Genomic DNA, 15,100 nt, shown 5'->3' with positions numbered 1-15,100 from the left:
TCGAAGCGGGTGCTCGACAGTTGGTGCAGCTACTTGTACAGTTAAGCGAACAATCTTAGAACAAGGTTGACGGCTCGCACAGTCATCTTTACTATGGTTAGTAGGAAAAACTGCTAGCTATTTCGAAATCACAGATGAAAAGGTGCGAGTATGAAGAAGATAACAACGTTGCAACAATTATCAGCATCCGGCGTTGTCGCGGTGCTTCGCGCGGATTCCGCAGAAGAAGTAGTGGAAATGGCGCGTCAAGCGATTAAAGGCGGTATCAAAGCAATTGAGATTACAATGACAGTGCCGTTCGCACTGCGTGCCATCGAGCAGTTGGCATCGGAATATTCGTCCGAGGTCGATCCAAGCTCCGACAAATTTGCGATTATTGGCGTCGGTACCGTTCTTGATCCGGAGACCGCACGCATGGCTATTCTGGCCGGTGCGCAGTATGTCGTTGCACCTTCGTTCAATGCCGATACGATCAAAATGTGCAATCGTTACGGCATCCCAGTTATGCCTGGAGCGGTGACGATTCAAGAAATTCAAAGCGCGCTTGAGCTTGGCGTTGATATCGTGAAGCTGTTCCCGGGCAACCTATTCTCGCCAAGCATCATCGGTGCGATCAAGGGTCCACTGCCGCAGGCGAACCTAATGCCAACGGGTGGCGTCTCGTTGGATAACTTGAAGGATTGGGTCAAAGCGGGCGCTGTTGCAGTCGGCATCGGCTCGGATCTAACGAAGGAAGCGTCCAAGACGGGCGACCTATCTTCTATCGCTCGCAAAGCGGCGGAATATATGGAAGCATACCGGAGCGCAAAAGCGTAAGCCGGCGCAATGAGACTTTACACTAGACGGCCAACCGGTCTCCTTATGAGACGGTATGGCCGTTTTTTCTGTACGAAGGTTGTCGTCTAAGGCGGATACATAGGGGGATAGTGAAGGGGTGTTACTCCTAATTTTGCTACGTTTTATAGCAATTTCTCCGTCGAAATATTCATCATAAGCTGTAGAAGAACTTAGGGGTAAAAGCGCATAAAATCGAATGACGGAGAAGATTGTGTTGAATAATAAAAGCACAAAAGTATTGATATTATGCGGACTTATTATAGGACTAAAGGTGTACATTTTCACAATCTATCGGTACAATTTATTGACTGATCGAGAAATACATGGTTATATATACATAACTTAGATGTTACAAAATGACGCAGTTCATGCATGTCTCCAACAAATTGACTAGGACTTAAAGTTCAGGCTGAGGCGATGGTATGCGAAATGCTCGCAAAGGATCGATTACATCTCCCAACAGCAGTTTATTGAGGTTGATGTTGGAGCGATTGCGCTCGTGGTTATGACGTTCGACGATAACAATGATGCAGGAGGTGCGGTAACCTAAATCCGGCACGACGTTAACGTACAGATACATTCAAGAATAAGAGGAGGTGGAATGAATGGAAATGGCGATGCAATCGGGAAAAACAATGTTAAAGAATAAGAAAGGGCTAACACGGATCGAGCTGCTGGCGATTGTGGTTCTTATTGGGCTCATAGCCGTCATTGCGATTCCAGCCGTGAACACAACGATTGCAAAGTCGAAAACGAGCGCGGATGTCGTCTCGGAAAAAATTTTTAAGAAAGCAGCGATTCGTTATGCGATGGAAACGGACGCTCAAGATATGGAAACGGTGACCGCGAATGAATTGATTGCAGCGGGCTATCTAACTACAGAACTCGAATGGTCTAAACCTGCTAATGCCAAAACGACAGCTACCTTCTCGATCTCGCCTACCGGTGTAATTACCGTCATCCTTTCATAGCCTATTCTTTTAAGTCAGCAGGCATCTTTAGTTACATGATCTATAGGATAAGAGGTAACCAGGTAACCCGCTAGGGTTGCCTTTCTTTAGTTTGCGCAGAAGAAGCCTATCACTGGAGGCGTTTTATTATGCTCCAACCCTATATCTACCTCGCCTTGCTTGGCTATCCGCTGGGGAGGCTGCTGAACGTCGTTGCGGAGCGGCAATTGGAGCTCCCTTATGCTTGGAGAGCGCGGGGATTGCCTCCGCCGGGCCGTTATCTCGCCGGAATATTGGTTCTTACGGTGCTGCTTCCGCTTGTGTATGACGTCGTCGGGCACGGGGGGGAGCTGCTGGTCGTGTATACGCTGTTAACGGTGCTTTACTTGACGACGCAAACAGATTTAGCCGAGATGATCATTCCAGATCGGTTCGTGTTCGCTGGATTGGCGGCGGCGGCTGTGCTGCGACTGTATGTACATCCTCTGCCATTATGGGACTATATGGCGGCTGCGATAGCGGGCAGCGGTTTTTTGCTCGTTATCGGGGTCATAATCGGCTGTCTGCTTCGACAAGCAGCGATAGGCGGCGGTGATATTAAGCTGTACATATTAATCGGTGTTGTGCTTGGGCTGAAGCTAACGCTGCTCAGTATTTTCGTCGCTAGTGTGGTTGGATTTACGGCGGCATTCATTCAGAAGCTGCTGAAGAGCGGGGGGGAGACTAACGGATCATTGCCGTTCGGTCCCTCGATTGCGGCTGGTGCATTACTCTGCTGCCTATGGGGGGACCAGCTGCTCCATTGGTATTGGGGCTTTATGCAAGCTTGATAATCTTATAGATGCCAAAGGTGATTGGAGCATGCATCGGGTTGTCAGCGGCTTATTCTCTGCAGCTTATATATCGGGATAACGAATTCAGGAACGTTTTGGAAGCTGTAGTATTAAGGTATTAATGGTGGCAGTTGGGCGACAATAGGTTAAGATATCGAGGATTGCCAGTTAGGAGGTTAGGCGGTGGAATACCGGATAGAGAAGGATACGATGGGCGAAATTCGCGTGCCTGCGGATAAGCTATGGGGAGCCCAGACGCAGCGGAGCTTGGAAAATTTCCGAATTGGCGGCGACCGGATGCCGATTGAGGTTATACGTGCAATGGCTGTTGTCAAAAAGGCGGCCGCTCAATCCAATAAGGAGCTTGGCGTGCTGGAGGCGGAGAAGGCCGAGGTGATCGGTCAAGCGGTCGATGAAGTATTGAGCGGCGAGCTAGACGATCAGTTTCCGCTGGTTGTCTGGCAGACCGGGAGTGGGACGCAGACGAACATGAATGTGAATGAAGTGGTCGCGCGGCGGGCGAACGAGCATTTGGAGCAGCAAGGAAGTAAAACGCGTATTCATCCGAATGATGATGTGAACCGGTCGCAAAGCTCGAACGATACATTCCCGGCGGCGATGCATATTGCAGGCGTGCTTGCGGTCGAGGATAATCTGCTCCCGGCGCTTGCAGAGCTGCGCGATACACTTGCTAGGAAGGCGGAACGGTTCCGTGGCATCGTGAAAATTGGTCGTACGCATCTTCAGGATGCAACGCCTCTGACGCTCGGACAAGAGGTGAGCGGCTGGCACGCGATGCTCGTCGAGACGGAGGCGATGCTCAAGGCGAGCCTTAGCGGAATGCGCAGCTTAGCGCTTGGAGGAACGGCAGTCGGAACGGGCATTAATGCGCATCCGGGGTTTGCTGCGCTTGTGGCGGAGAAGGTGAGCGCATTGACGGGCCGGACGTTCGTAACGGCACCGAACAAGTTCCATGCTCTGACGAGCCATGATGCCATTGTTTTCGTGCATGGGGCGATTAAAGCGCTGGCTGCTAATCTGATGAAAATTGCGAACGATGTTCGCTGGCTGGCAAGCGGTCCGCGCAGCGGTATCGGCGAGCTGCTTATTCCGGAGAACGAGCCGGGCAGCTCGATTATGCCGGGTAAGGTGAATCCGACGCAGTGCGAAGCGTTGACGATGGTCGTCTGCCAGGTTCTAGGCAACGATACGGCGATCGGCGTCGCGGCTAGCCAAGGTAATTTTGAACTGAATGTGTTTAAGCCAGTCATTATATACAACTTCCTGAAGTCGGTGCGGCTGCTGGCCGACGCGATCCGCTCCTTCAACGAGCATTGCGCGGCAGGAATTGAACCGAATGAAGGAACGATCCGCCGCAATTTGGAGCAATCGCTTATGCTTGTTACAGCGCTCAATCCTCATATCGGCTATGAGAATGCAGCGGCGATTGCGAAGAAGGCACATAAGGAAGGTACAACGCTCCGAGAAGCCGCAATTGCCAGCGGACTTCTGACTGGCGAGCAGTTCGACACTTATGTTCGTCCAGAGCGAATGGTTGGTCCGAACGGATAGGGTCGCTATACAAAAGTCCGCTCCTTATCATACACGTTGTAAGATGAATGGAGCGGGCTTTTTTCTTATGAAGATAGTAAGTGTCATTGGCGGAGCTTATTCCGTCGTCTTCGGACGATTATAGCGGCTGATGCGATTGCAAGGATGAGGACGGCGCCTGCCGCCATTATAATATGGCGAACGTTCGGAACGTTGACCGCAACCTTGATCGAATTCGGCTTGGTGAGCGAAAGATGCCAGACGAGCGTTCTGCCGCTATCTAATGTGGTATCGGCATTATGTGACTTTGCAGGAATTGGCAGCGTCAGCTTGAAGTCGAAGCTAAGCTGGCGAAGCACAACGCTGCGTACAAGCGGGGAGAGTGAATTCAACTTCTCGGTCAGCTTCTGCAACGTTTCATTCGGGATTAACGACTGCCAATCGGTTGTTGCTGTCACCTGCTCCTTCGTGAAGAACCAATTGCTTGCATCTTGCTCGCGCTCCACCACTATGCCTGGAATCGGTGCCTTAGTGCGATTGGATAGGTTAATCGCTTTGGAAGCCCGAAGGCTTTGCTGCCCGTCGCCGGTTTGGATCGGCTCCACGGTGAAGCCTTCTCCACTTAATCGCTCGCTGAGCTGATCGAGCAGCTTCTCATCGGCTATCGCTTTTAGTGCCGTGCCGCTTAGAACGATCGATAGATCAAGCCTGCTGGTGCCGTTTGCCTTAACCGTCAAATGAGCTTCACCTTTGGCGCAGCTGCTCAGGATTATCGAAAGAGAAAGCAGCAGGCAGGTTAGAGTCAGCAATCGCTTGGCGGATCTGGTTATAGTCAATAGAGTTCCCCGCCTTTGAGATAGATATAGTAGACACATAGCGGCAATGCAACTGCTGGTAGTTAGCTCGTACTATCTATACGATACCCTTATAGGACCGCAAGATCAATAACGAACCGCACTAACGGAATGACGGTGTGCTATAATATTGGGATAAAGACGGACTATCGGGAAAGAGCGTGAATATAGGATGCACTTATTGTCTGTAGAACATTTGACGAAGACGTACGGCGAGAAAACGTTATTTAAGGATATTTCATTCGGCGTTGCAGAGGGGGACAAAATTGGCATCATCGGCGTCAACGGCACAGGCAAGTCAACGCTTCTAAAAGTAATCGCGGGACATGAGCCAGCAGATTCAGGCCAAGTGACGATGTCGGGAAGGATTACTGTACGGATGCTGGCGCAGAATCCAGCTTATGATCCGGAGGAAACGATTCTTGAGCATGCGCTTGGCGGTGATTCACCGGAGCTTGCAGTCGTTCGGGCTTACCATGAGGCGCTTGAGGCGCTGGAGCTGAATCCGTCTGACGAGCTCCTGCAGCAGAAGCTCGTGTCGGCGAATGCCAAGATGGATGAGCTGAATGCCTGGCAGCTGGAGAACGAGGCGAAAACCGCGCTGTCCAAGCTCGGCTTGAACGACTTCAGCCTACGGATGGGCGTGTTGTCGGGGGGGCAGCGCAAGCGGGCGGCGATGGCAGCGGCACTCGTGCAGCCATCGGATTTGCTTATTCTCGACGAGCCGACCAACCATATCGACAACGAATCGGTGGCTTGGCTGGAGTCGATGCTGCAGAAGCGGCGCGGCGCGCTGCTTATGATAACGCATGACCGGTATTTTCTCGATCGTGTAGCGAACCGGGTACTAGAGCTTGACCGTGGGCGTGCGTTCTTCTATGAGGCGAATTACAGCCGGTTTCTGGAGTTGAAGCTGGAGCGCGAGGAGAGAGAGGCGGCGTCGGAGGCGAAGCGGCAAAATTTGCTCCGCAACGAGCTAGCTTGGATTCGCCGCGGCGCGAAAGCTAGGACAACGAAGCAGAAGGCGCGCATTGATCGGTTCGAAGCATTGAAGGCGCAGGCGCCTACCCAGGCCGGAGGCAAGCTGGACGTGTCGATCGCCTCATCCCGTCTCGGACGCAAAATCGTCGAGCTTGAGCATGTCGGCCACAGCTTTGGCGGCCGCACGCTGTTCCGCGATTTCAGCTATAAGGCGGTGCCAGAGGACCGGGTCGGCATCGTCGGCCGCAACGGCAGCGGCAAATCGACGCTGTTGAAGATTATCGGCGGCAGACTTACGCCTGAGCATGGCATCGCGGAGATCGGGCCGACGGTGAAGATCGGCTGGTTCTCGCAGGAGCATGAAGAGATGGACGAATCTCTTCGCGTGATCGAATATATCCGAGAAGGAGCCGAGCAGGTCAAGACGGCGGACGGCAGCAGCGTATCGGCGTCGCAGATGCTGGAGCGTTTTCTGTTCCCTCCGGCAATGCAGTGGACCTATATTAACCGGTTATCGGGCGGCGAGAAGCGCCGGCTTCAGCTGTTGCGCGTCTTAATGGAAGCGCCGAATGTGCTGCTGCTTGACGAACCGACGAACGATCTCGATATTGCGACATTATCTGTTCTCGAGGATTATTTGGACGATTTTCCGGGCGTTGTATTCGTTGTGTCCCATGACCGTTATTTCCTCGATCGTACGGTCGATCGGCTGTTCGCTTTCGAAGGTGGCGGAGTTGTGTCGATCCATACAGGGAACTACACGGAGTACGAGGAGCGGACGGGCGGCCGTGAAACGGCTGGCAATAATGGCGATAATTCCGGTTCCGGCAAATCGTCTGCATCGGCTGGAGGGATGGGATCATCCGCAAGCAAAGGAAGCTCCGCAGCAGATAGTGGATCTAGCGCAGACGGCGTTCGTACGAAGTCGCTCCGGATGTCTTATAAGGAGCAGAAAGATTTTGAAGCAATTGATGGGTGGATCGCCGAGACGGAAGAGGCGCTTGCCGCGATCGCGCAGCGAATGGATGAGTCTGGCAGCGATTCGGCGTTGCTGCAGCAGCTCGTCATCGAGCAGGAGCAGCTAGAGGCGAAGCTTGAGGAGCTGATGGACCGCTGGACTTACTTGAACGAGCTTGCCGAGCAGATTGAAGCTCAGAAGCGGAACAAGTGATGTAGATGGAAGCGGACTATATCCGATCGAAACTCCGTTCTGGGGTTAGATAAGGTTCACACCAAGTCCTACAGAAAGCGAACGAAAAAAGGTTGTGCAGGAAACAGGGTGCTGTTTTCGCACAACCTTATTATTTTTTAGAAGAGCTTACCGCTTGCGCAGCTCAAAAAATTCACAGCCGGTGCGGGAATAGTATGCGACGTCGCTGACGGTCGATTGGATGACGATTGTGCTGTCATCGAAGCGGATGAGCACGCCGCCATTCTCGATCATATGGTCGTCCTTGAAGACGCGCAGCTTGATCTGCCGTTCCAGTGCTTCTTGAAAATCGGCGTCTGTCATAAGTCGGCGGTTGATGGACACGGTCATACTCCTTTCGGTTTATCTTCCCGCCTGAAGAGGACGAGGAGGAGAGATACTCTCATGCCACGATATCGCAAACGATCTTCCAGTGCAATTCTAATCCTAATACTTCTGATTGTAATCAACAACGTTGCGCTCCGGGCGTCCTGTTGCCACATAAGCTCGCAAATTGTGAATGAACAGGTCGGCGACGCGGCCGCTGTAATGCTCGGTTTGACCAGCTGTATGCGGCGTAATGATGACGTTGTCAAGCGCCCACAGTGGATGATCCTCCGGCAGCGGCTCCGGCTCCGTCACGTCTAGACCAGCGCCTGCGATGACACCGTTTTGCAGCGCGTTCACGAGATCGTCCATCACGACCGATGGACCGCGGCCGATATTGACGAAGAACGCCGTCGGCTTCATACGTGCGAATGTATCGGCATTAAACAGCCTTGTTGTCTCCTCCGTTAATGGCAAGATATTAACGACATAGTCGCTTGCTGCTAGCACGTCCGGTAGTCCGCTCATGTCATACATGCGATCGAATACTTCCAGCGGCTGGCCTGAACGCCGGACGCCTAGCGTCGTCATGCCGAATGCGCGCGCAAGACGTGCCAGCTCCACTCCAATCTCTCCTGCACCAATAATGCCGATCGTCGCGCCGTGAATTTCGCCAAAGCGTCCCTTGGGGTCCCACTTGCGGTTAACTTGGTTCCGAACAGCGGTATGGACATTGCGCGTCCATGCGAGCATCATGGCAAGAGCCGTTTCCGACACCTGCTTCGGATGCACGCCGCTGGCATCCGTCAATACAACCCCCCGCGCCGCCAGCATGTCCAGCGGCAGCTGGTCGACGCCTGCAGACCAAGCCTGTACCCAGCGAAGCTTTGATTCCGGCAGCAGGCCATCCGTTAGGATTGCAGGACTCCAGCCGATTACGACCTCCGCTTCACGGAACAGCGAGCTGTCTAGCTCTTTTACTTTGCCGAAGATGACGCTCCAGCCTTCGGCAGCCTCGCGGATGCGGTTTTTCTGCTCAGAGGTGTAGCTGCCCATAGCGATTAACATTTTTTTACTCATACCGAAACCTCCCGGCCTTATTATCGTCTAATCAGTATAACAGAAATTGGAGAGTGGCAGACAAACAGAGAAAAATCTGCTTCTGCTTTGATTTCTACACGCAATCACTATCGGAAAGGGTGGAGTACCACATAATGAGTAAATGGATTATGTCTATTCTGTTGGCTGTTGTTCTTCTATTTGCAGGTTGGAAGGTATACGAGTGGATCTACACGTACCCTGATGAAATCGACATCACGCTCACAGGCGTCAAATACCAGCTTGGCCCGGAAGGGGAGAAGGCGGGAACTGAGCCGGCTACCGTCATTATTAAAGGTAAAGCGAAGCGCACCTTCTGGACCAAACGCAGCACACAGGGCGAACGTACCTTCGAAGGCGAGGTAACGATCGTCGGCGAACAAATTCCGGTACCGAAGGATCAACGCAAGCTAACGATTCGTTTTGCAGATGACGGCTGGGGGTCCATGGCGTATCCGTATTACATCTATGAGAATGGCAGGGCGGTAAAACCGGCGATCTATTCGTCTCACATCATATTTGCGAATAAAGATTTTTCGAAAGTAACGCTGTTACTTGCAACGCCAGAACAGTATAAGTTGGGGTCGGACGATAGCAGCGATAAGACTGAAGGCGGCACCGCTTGGTCTGTGGAAGACGGCTATATGATTTCTGCACCTGCAGCCAACCGTACAGAGGCGCTCGCCTTGTCGAACGAATTAATGACTAAGTTTCTATCCCGGCCTGGATCGGAGACGTTAACGCTGAAATAACAAGATATCCAGAACCTATAAGTTGACTCGATTAAGACGGAGGCATACGCGTAAATACCAGGACTAGCTCAATCGTACACGACGTCAAAAAGGGGCCTGTCACCCTCGGTAGATTCATATCCTCCCGAGAGGCAGCCCCTTTTTGCTTGCTTAGCTTTAATCGTCCGGTGGACCGGTGCGTCGAACTAGCTCATGTTAAGTACGTCTGTATCGCCGTATGCTATTAGACGGATACCGCAGTGCTGTGCTCCTCTTCTAGGAAGCGCTCCGCCTCAAGCGCAGCCATGCAGCCGCTGCCTGCGGCCGTAATAGCTTGACGGTATTTCGTATCCTGCACGTCGCCGCAAGCGAATACGCCTGGAATATTCGTCTCCGTCGTGCCCGGCTTTACTACGATGTAGCCGTGCTCATCCGTCTCAATCTGGCCGCCGAGGAAGCCTGTGTTCGGTGTATGACCGATTGCGATGAATACGCCGTCGGTCTCGATCAATTCTTCTTGGCCCGTTTCGTTATTGCGAACCTTCAGGCCGGTAACGCCGAGCCCGCCTGCGACCACTTCGACCGGCGTACGGTTAAGCGCCCAGCTAATTTTCTCATTGGAGCGTGCGCGGTCCTGCATAATTTTGGATGCACGCAGCTCACTGCGGCGGTTTACGATCGTCACCTGCGAAGCGAAGCGAGTCAGGAAATGCGCTTCTTCCATCGCAGAGTCGCCGCCGCCGATGACGATAATTTTTTTGCCGCGGAAGAAGAATCCGTCACAGGTTGCGCAGGTGCTGACGCCGCGTCCGATGTTCGCCTGCTCGCCCGGGATACCAAGATATTTGGCCGATGCACCAGTTGAGATGATGATCGATTCCGCCTGCAGCTGCTTGCCTCCCTCGACGTTGATGGTGAAGGGGCGCTTACTGAAATCGACGCTATTCACCCAGCCTGTCAGGAACGTTGCGCCGAAGCGCTGCGCTTGCTTGCGCATGTTGGACATCAGCTCAGAGCCGAGAATACCTTCCGGGAAGCCGGGAAAGTTTTCTACTTCCGTCGTGGTCGTCAATTGGCCGCCGGGCTGCGGACCTTCGATGACGAGCGGCGCCATGTTGGCGCGCGCCAGATAGATAGCAGCGGTAAGTCCAGCGGGGCCGGTGCCGATAATAATGGTTTTGTACATATAAATGCCCTCCCGAATGAATGCGATTAAATTGCATGCAATCTAAATGAATTGTACTTTAAAATTATTATAAATAAGTAGGTTTGTCAACTGAGTTTAGCCCTGTAAGAGCTTCACTATGTATTGTCTTCTTCGCGGTCCATCGAACTCGCAGAAGTAGATGCCCTGCCACGTGCCGAGCACGAGACGGCCGTCCTCGATCAAGACGGTCTGGCTTGTCCCGACGGTCATGGCCTTCAAGTGAGAGGCCGTATTACCTTCGGCGTGGCGGTACTTCGGATGCTCCCAAGGATAAACCTCGTCCAGCCGCATCAGCACGTCGTGCTTAACGTCGGGATCAGCGTTCTCTTGTATCGTAATGCCTGCCGTCGTATGCGGACAATAGATGATCGCGATACCGGCGCGTATGCCGGATTGGGATACGAGGGAGGACACTTTGCGCGTAATATCGATCATCTCATCACGGCGCGACGTTGACAGCGTCTCGGTCATGATCATTTCGTATTCGCTCCTCACTTGTTGATCTCGACATGGAAGACAGCTCCATTCGTTGTCCAGTGTGGCATAGGCGGGGCGCTCTGTCAAACGTTTTGCAGTGGATGGTGAGGATGTGCTTTGGTTAATTGGAATCAGTTCGGCCGGACATGGCAAATATGGATAATATGAAGTTTGCGGTTACTCTCATGCTGCGGCCCGTATCCATTGTTATTTTTGTCTAAGGTGAGGCATACGATTGCCAGTATGACATTGTGATAACGAAGCTATATCCTATTAAAGAAGGGCGGTTGCTGAACCAATGAAGGATAGACCAAGAGTACGCAAAGCGATTATTCCGGCAGGCGGTCTAGGTACGAGGTTTTTGCCCGCAACGAAGGCGCAGCCCAAAGAAATGCTGCCGCTTATCGATAAGCCGGCGATTCAGTATATTGTCGAGGAAGCGGTTGCTTCCGGCATCGAAAGCATTATGATTGTCAGCGGACGTAACAAGAGAGCGATCGAGGACCATTTCGATAAATCGGCGGAGCTGGAGATGGAGCTTGAGGAGCGCGGCAAGGAGGAGCTGCTTCAAATGGTTCGATCCATCTCGACGATGGCGAATATTTGTTATGTTCGCCAGCGGGAGCCGTTAGGGCTAGGCCATGCCGTACTTAGCGCGAGGATGTTTACAGAGAATGAGCCGTTCGCAGTGCTGCTCGGCGATGATCTGCTGCTGTCGGAGCAGCCATGTCTGAAGCAAATGATTGAAGTTCATGAGCGGACGGGCGCATCTGTTATTGCCGTTATGGAGGTGCCGTGGGATCAAACGCATAAATACGGGATCGTCGAGCTGGAGCGCCCAGGCTATTCGAACCGGATTCGCGGCATGATCGAGAAGCCTGCTCCCGGCGAAGCACCATCCAATCTGGCGGTCGTCGGAAGGTACGTGCTTGATCCGTCCATCTTCGGATTGCTGGAGCAAGCGCAGCCGGGTAGGGGAGGCGAGATTCAATTAACGGACAGCCTCGTTAAGCTGAATCAGTATTCGCCGATTGAAGCGTTTCCGTTCGTCGGCACTCGGCATGATATTGGTGATAAGCTTGGCTTCGTTCAAGCGACGATTGATATGGCGCTGAAACGGTCTGACTTGGCCGATCAGGTGCGGGCATATATGCTGGAGCGGCTGTCCCCTTCACATACCTGAGGGGGGTATGCTAGAATGGTGACAATGACGATGGAACGGGAGGCTGCTGCAGTGAAGGAGGAGACGATTTCGCAAGAAGCGACTGTCGAATACGGTGGTCATTGCTGCACTAGCGCAGAGGAATCAGCGCGCAAGAGCCATCATTCCGATAAAGTGAAGACGAGCTTGATGAACCGCTTAAGCCGGATCGAAGGACAAGTGCGCGGATTGAAGGGCTTGATCGAGAAGGATGTGTACTGCGATGACGTCTTGAATCAGATCGCTTCTGTGCAATCGGCGCTGAATGGGGTCAGCAAGCTGCTTTTGGAGAATCATCTGAGGAGCTGCGTAATGGAACGGATTCAAGAGGGAGATTCAGATGTAATTGGAGAGCTGCTTACGACGCTGAACAAGCTGATGAAGTAGCAGTGATAAATCGATAAGGGAAGTCCCTTTCGGACATGCAGAACTCGCTGAATGAAGCGGGGGTCAGCTGTAGTCTCGGAAGGGATTTTTTATGTTCGCGCCGCGGTTTTGCTCCTCCTTGCATTGGGCATACAAGTAATAATGGTTACGGGCTGACATGCTTCGGCCATTAGGATCTGATATGCGGGAGTGACGAAAGGTTCAATGAAACGGTTAGCGGTCGTATTAATGATGCTGACAGCGGCAGCCGGTGCGATTACACTGGTGCACGAGGGCAGGACGGCGGTCACAACGGCAAAAGTAACGGATGAGCATATAGAGGGCCAGGATGCTAAGCACGAAGCTTTAACGAAAGATTCGGATCTAGACGGCAATCACCGTCATCTCGACGATTCGCTTGGCTCCAAGGAGCATCCGGGTATGGACATGCAGCGTGAGGCTAAGTTTCAGGCGGTGCTTGCGGCGGCGGGCGACGGCTTGAAAGCGGGACAGGATTCGGAAATTACGATTCGGATTCAGGACGCTGCCGGTGTACCGGTGACGAAGTTCGCGCTCCTTCATGAGAAGCTGCTTCATCTCATAATTGTCAGCGAAGATTTACGCGATTTTCGACATATTCATCCAGGCTATGACGGCTCAGGCGTATTCCGGGTCGTAACGCAGTTCGCTGATGGCGGCCGATATAAGTGGTTTGCCGACTTCGTGCCGAATGGGAACGAGAGCGTCACGCGAAGCGGCTGGCTCACAGTAGACGGCAAGCCTGTCTATGATGCTCCTGCGCTTCAAGCGGATGCGAGTCTCATTCAGCAGGTCGAGGGCACAGAGGTTGAGCTTGTAATGGGGGAGGCAAAAGCAGGTGAGCCGACCCAGCTTCATTTCCGGTTCCGCGACGTGGAAAGCGGCAAGGAAGCGGACGGTATGCAGAGCTATCTGGGAGCGGCGGGGCATGTCGTCATCGTGTCATCGGATATGGAGCAGTACCTTCACGTCCATCCTGCCGATAGCCAAGTGGAGGCAGAGGCAGAGGCGGACTTCAGCACCGTCTTCCCGACGAGCGGCCTCTATAAAATATGGGGGCAGTTCCAACGTGATGGGCGTGTACTGACCGTGCCGTTCGTCGTGAAGGTTAGTTAGTCTGATTGGAACGCGCCAAGCATACAGACAGCCGTTTCGAGGTACCGTTATCTCGGAGCGGCTGTTTGTCGTTCCGGAACTGTATAAAGGTACGTACAATATAGCCTTGTGGTATACTCTGAACAGACAATAGACAATTTCTTCATAATGAGGTGTGAGATGAAGGACCAAACGGCTCCTAAATATATGCAGCTTAAGCAAGAGATATTAACGTGGATCGTTACCGCGCAATTCAAGCCGCACGACAAGCTCCCATCAGAGAATGAAATCGCCCGCCAGTTCGAAATGAGCCGCCAGACGGTTCGTCAGGCTCTCGGCGATTTGGAGCAGGAGGGCTGGCTGTATCGGACGCAGGGCAAGGGCACGTTCGTGGCCGACACACAGTCGTCTGAGCGAAAGCCGTCGCCGCAAGGAATGACGATCGGGATGATTACGACATACATATCGGACTACATTTTCCCAACTATTGTTCGCGGTGTTGAGGCTTCCTTGCGTGAGCAGGGCGCCCGGCTGCTGCTGTCCAGCACGGATAACGAGAAGTTAAGAGAGCGCAGTAGTCTGGAATCGATGCTGCATGAGCCGCTTGCCGGTCTTATTATCGAGCCGACCAAGAGCGCAGAAGGCAACCCGAATTTTGATTTCTTCCTTGCGCTTGATGCACGCCAAATTCCATATGTCATGCTGAATGAGCGGTACGCTGACATCGATGCGCCTTGCTTGAGGGTAGATGACGAGCTGGGCGGCTATCGGGCGGCGGACTATTTGCTCATCAATGGCCATCGGAGGATTGCCGGTTTTTTCAAAACGGATGATTATCAAGGCGTTCACCGGATGCGGGGATTTCTGCGGGCGTTCCGCGAGCGCCAGCTTCCGGTTACGGCAGAATGGGTGGTCCGTTATTCGACAGAGGAGAAGGAAAACCGTCCGCTCGAAGCGCTGGAGCGGATGCTGGATAGCGATGCGGAGGAACGGCCGACGGCGATCGTATGCTACAATGACGAGCTGGCGGTAAGTCTGCTTAATATTGTGAGGCAGCGCGGGTTGTCCGTACCGGGAGATTTGTCGATGATCGGCTATGACGATTCGAGTCTAGCGGTTGCGACCGAGGTGAAGCTGACGACGCTGGCCCATCCGAAGACCGTCATGGGCACGGATGCGGTCGAGCTGCTGATGAAGCTGATCAGCAAGCGAGCTCAGCGCTCTTCTCAGCCGGATATCGTATATGAGCCGATATTGGTCGAGAGAGACTCTGTAAAGCCGCTTGTATAGGCGAATATGAAGCGAAAAAACGCGTGACATACTTGTACGTACAACCTATAATGAACTCAGGGTAATTATATAGG

Annotated in this window: 15 protein-coding genes; 10 read left to right on the top strand and 5 right to left on the bottom strand. The window is 52.9% G+C overall.

What is annotated here, in order from left to right; genetic code table 11:
* The first annotated feature begins 150 nt into the window (after positions 1–150).
* The 4 genes from PXY01_RS17880 to fumC all read left to right on the top strand — a co-directional run bounded on the left by PXY01_RS17880 (position 151) and on the right by fumC (position 4,192).
* Positions 151–816, top strand: coding sequence for a bifunctional 2-keto-4-hydroxyglutarate aldolase/2-keto-3-deoxy-6-phosphogluconate aldolase (locus tag PXY01_RS17880; RefSeq protein WP_127571789.1), 666 nt, complete (start codon positions 151–153; stop codon positions 814–816).
* A 626-nt stretch (positions 817–1,442) separates the two neighbouring features.
* On the top strand, positions 1,443–1,808 hold the full coding sequence (locus PXY01_RS23095; protein ID WP_127571787.1) for a hypothetical protein: 366 nt from the start codon (positions 1,443–1,445) through the stop codon (positions 1,806–1,808).
* A 128-nt stretch (positions 1,809–1,936) separates the two neighbouring features.
* Entirely contained in the window at positions 1,937–2,617 is a 681-nt protein-coding gene (locus PXY01_RS17870; protein ID WP_127571785.1) for a prepilin peptidase, read from the top strand.
* A gap of 186 nt (positions 2,618–2,803) precedes the next feature.
* Positions 2,804–4,192 (top strand): class II fumarate hydratase, encoded by a 1,389-nt coding sequence (fumC, locus tag PXY01_RS17865; protein ID WP_127571783.1) that lies wholly within the window; start codon positions 2,804–2,806, stop codon positions 4,190–4,192.
* An 83-nt stretch (positions 4,193–4,275) separates the two neighbouring features.
* Here fumC and PXY01_RS17860 read toward each other — a convergent pair whose 3' ends face one another.
* On the bottom strand, positions 4,276–4,908 hold the full coding sequence (locus PXY01_RS17860) for a DUF3153 domain-containing protein (RefSeq protein ID WP_164744482.1): 633 nt from the start codon (positions 4,906–4,908) through the stop codon (positions 4,276–4,278).
* A 289-nt stretch (positions 4,909–5,197) separates the two neighbouring features.
* On the opposite strand from PXY01_RS17860, the gene PXY01_RS17855 reads away from it, so the two are divergent.
* The gene (locus tag PXY01_RS17855; RefSeq protein WP_127571779.1) at positions 5,198–7,177 is read left to right on the top strand and encodes an ABC-F family ATP-binding cassette domain-containing protein; all 1,980 of its coding nucleotides are present in this window, start codon (positions 5,198–5,200) and stop codon (positions 7,175–7,177) included.
* Between the two features lie 147 nt (positions 7,178–7,324).
* On the opposite strand, the gene PXY01_RS17850 is transcribed toward PXY01_RS17855, so the two are convergent.
* A complete protein-coding gene (locus PXY01_RS17850) occupies positions 7,325–7,540 on the bottom strand; it encodes a hypothetical protein (RefSeq protein WP_127571777.1) in 216 nt (71 codons plus the stop codon).
* A gap of 102 nt (positions 7,541–7,642) precedes the next feature.
* The gene (locus PXY01_RS17845) at positions 7,643–8,602 is read right to left on the bottom strand and encodes a D-2-hydroxyacid dehydrogenase (RefSeq protein WP_127571775.1); all 960 of its coding nucleotides are present in this window, start codon (positions 8,600–8,602) and stop codon (positions 7,643–7,645) included.
* A gap of 134 nt (positions 8,603–8,736) precedes the next feature.
* On the opposite strand from PXY01_RS17845, the gene PXY01_RS17840 reads away from it, so the two are divergent.
* Entirely contained in the window at positions 8,737–9,372 is a 636-nt protein-coding gene (locus PXY01_RS17840; RefSeq protein WP_127571773.1) for a hypothetical protein, read from the top strand.
* A gap of 223 nt (positions 9,373–9,595) precedes the next feature.
* Here PXY01_RS17840 and trxB read toward each other — a convergent pair whose 3' ends face one another.
* Positions 9,596–10,537: a thioredoxin-disulfide reductase gene (gene trxB / locus PXY01_RS17835; protein WP_127571771.1), complete on the bottom strand. Its 942-nt coding sequence runs from the start codon at positions 10,535–10,537 to the stop codon at positions 9,596–9,598.
* A gap of 96 nt (positions 10,538–10,633) precedes the next feature.
* The gene (locus PXY01_RS17830; protein ID WP_127571769.1) at positions 10,634–11,035 is read right to left on the bottom strand and encodes a secondary thiamine-phosphate synthase enzyme YjbQ; all 402 of its coding nucleotides are present in this window, start codon (positions 11,033–11,035) and stop codon (positions 10,634–10,636) included.
* A gap of 298 nt (positions 11,036–11,333) precedes the next feature.
* On the opposite strand from PXY01_RS17830, the gene galU reads away from it, so the two are divergent.
* From galU to PXY01_RS17810, 4 genes are all read left to right on the top strand, one after another.
* A complete protein-coding gene (galU, locus tag PXY01_RS17825; protein WP_127571767.1) occupies positions 11,334–12,218 on the top strand; it encodes a UTP--glucose-1-phosphate uridylyltransferase GalU in 885 nt (294 codons plus the stop codon).
* 30 nt (positions 12,219–12,248) lie between these two features.
* On the top strand, positions 12,249–12,623 hold the full coding sequence (locus PXY01_RS17820) for a metal-sensitive transcriptional regulator (protein ID WP_127571833.1): 375 nt from the start codon (positions 12,249–12,251) through the stop codon (positions 12,621–12,623).
* A gap of 204 nt (positions 12,624–12,827) precedes the next feature.
* Positions 12,828–13,757 (top strand): DUF8832 domain-containing protein, encoded by a 930-nt coding sequence (locus PXY01_RS17815; RefSeq protein WP_246028000.1) that lies wholly within the window; start codon positions 12,828–12,830, stop codon positions 13,755–13,757.
* A gap of 159 nt (positions 13,758–13,916) precedes the next feature.
* Positions 13,917–15,026 (top strand): GntR family transcriptional regulator, encoded by a 1,110-nt coding sequence (locus tag PXY01_RS17810; protein WP_127571765.1) that lies wholly within the window; start codon positions 13,917–13,919, stop codon positions 15,024–15,026.
* Positions 15,027–15,100: the final 74 nt, after the last annotated feature.

The organism is Paenibacillus xylaniclasticus (genome assembly GCF_004001065.1).
Lineage (GTDB): Bacteria > Bacillota > Bacilli > Paenibacillales > Paenibacillaceae > Paenibacillus_T > Paenibacillus_T xylaniclasticus.
Note: the sequence above shows the minus strand (reverse complement) of the source record. Positions and strands in the feature narration are given on the sequence as shown.

Excerpts from the sequence above, each read along its gene's own strand:
- PXY01_RS17815 (WP_246028000.1), top strand. The coding sequence starts at position 12,828 with ATGAAACGGTTAGCGGTCGTATTAATGATGCTGACAGCGGCAGCCGGT.
- PXY01_RS17845 (WP_127571775.1), bottom strand. The coding sequence starts at position 8,602 with ATGAGTAAAAAAATGTTAATCGCTATGGGCAGCTACACCTCTGAGCAG.
- trxB (WP_127571771.1), bottom strand. The coding sequence starts at position 10,537 with ATGTACAAAACCATTATTATCGGCACCGGCCCCGCTGGACTTACCGCT.
- PXY01_RS17855 (WP_127571779.1), top strand. The coding sequence starts at position 5,198 with ATGCACTTATTGTCTGTAGAACATTTGACGAAGACGTACGGCGAGAAA.
- PXY01_RS17810 (WP_127571765.1), top strand. The coding sequence starts at position 13,917 with ATGAAGGACCAAACGGCTCCTAAATATATGCAGCTTAAGCAAGAGATA.
- PXY01_RS17820 (WP_127571833.1), top strand. The coding sequence starts at position 12,249 with ATGGAACGGGAGGCTGCTGCAGTGAAGGAGGAGACGATTTCGCAAGAA.
- PXY01_RS17830 (WP_127571769.1), bottom strand. The coding sequence starts at position 11,035 with ATGATCATGACCGAGACGCTGTCAACGTCGCGCCGTGATGAGATGATC.
- galU (WP_127571767.1), top strand. The coding sequence starts at position 11,334 with ATGAAGGATAGACCAAGAGTACGCAAAGCGATTATTCCGGCAGGCGGT.
- PXY01_RS17870 (WP_127571785.1), top strand. The coding sequence starts at position 1,937 with ATGCTCCAACCCTATATCTACCTCGCCTTGCTTGGCTATCCGCTGGGG.
- PXY01_RS23095 (WP_127571787.1), top strand. The coding sequence starts at position 1,443 with ATGGAAATGGCGATGCAATCGGGAAAAACAATGTTAAAGAATAAGAAA.
- PXY01_RS17880 (WP_127571789.1), top strand. The coding sequence starts at position 151 with ATGAAGAAGATAACAACGTTGCAACAATTATCAGCATCCGGCGTTGTC.
- PXY01_RS17840 (WP_127571773.1), top strand. The coding sequence starts at position 8,737 with ATGAGTAAATGGATTATGTCTATTCTGTTGGCTGTTGTTCTTCTATTT.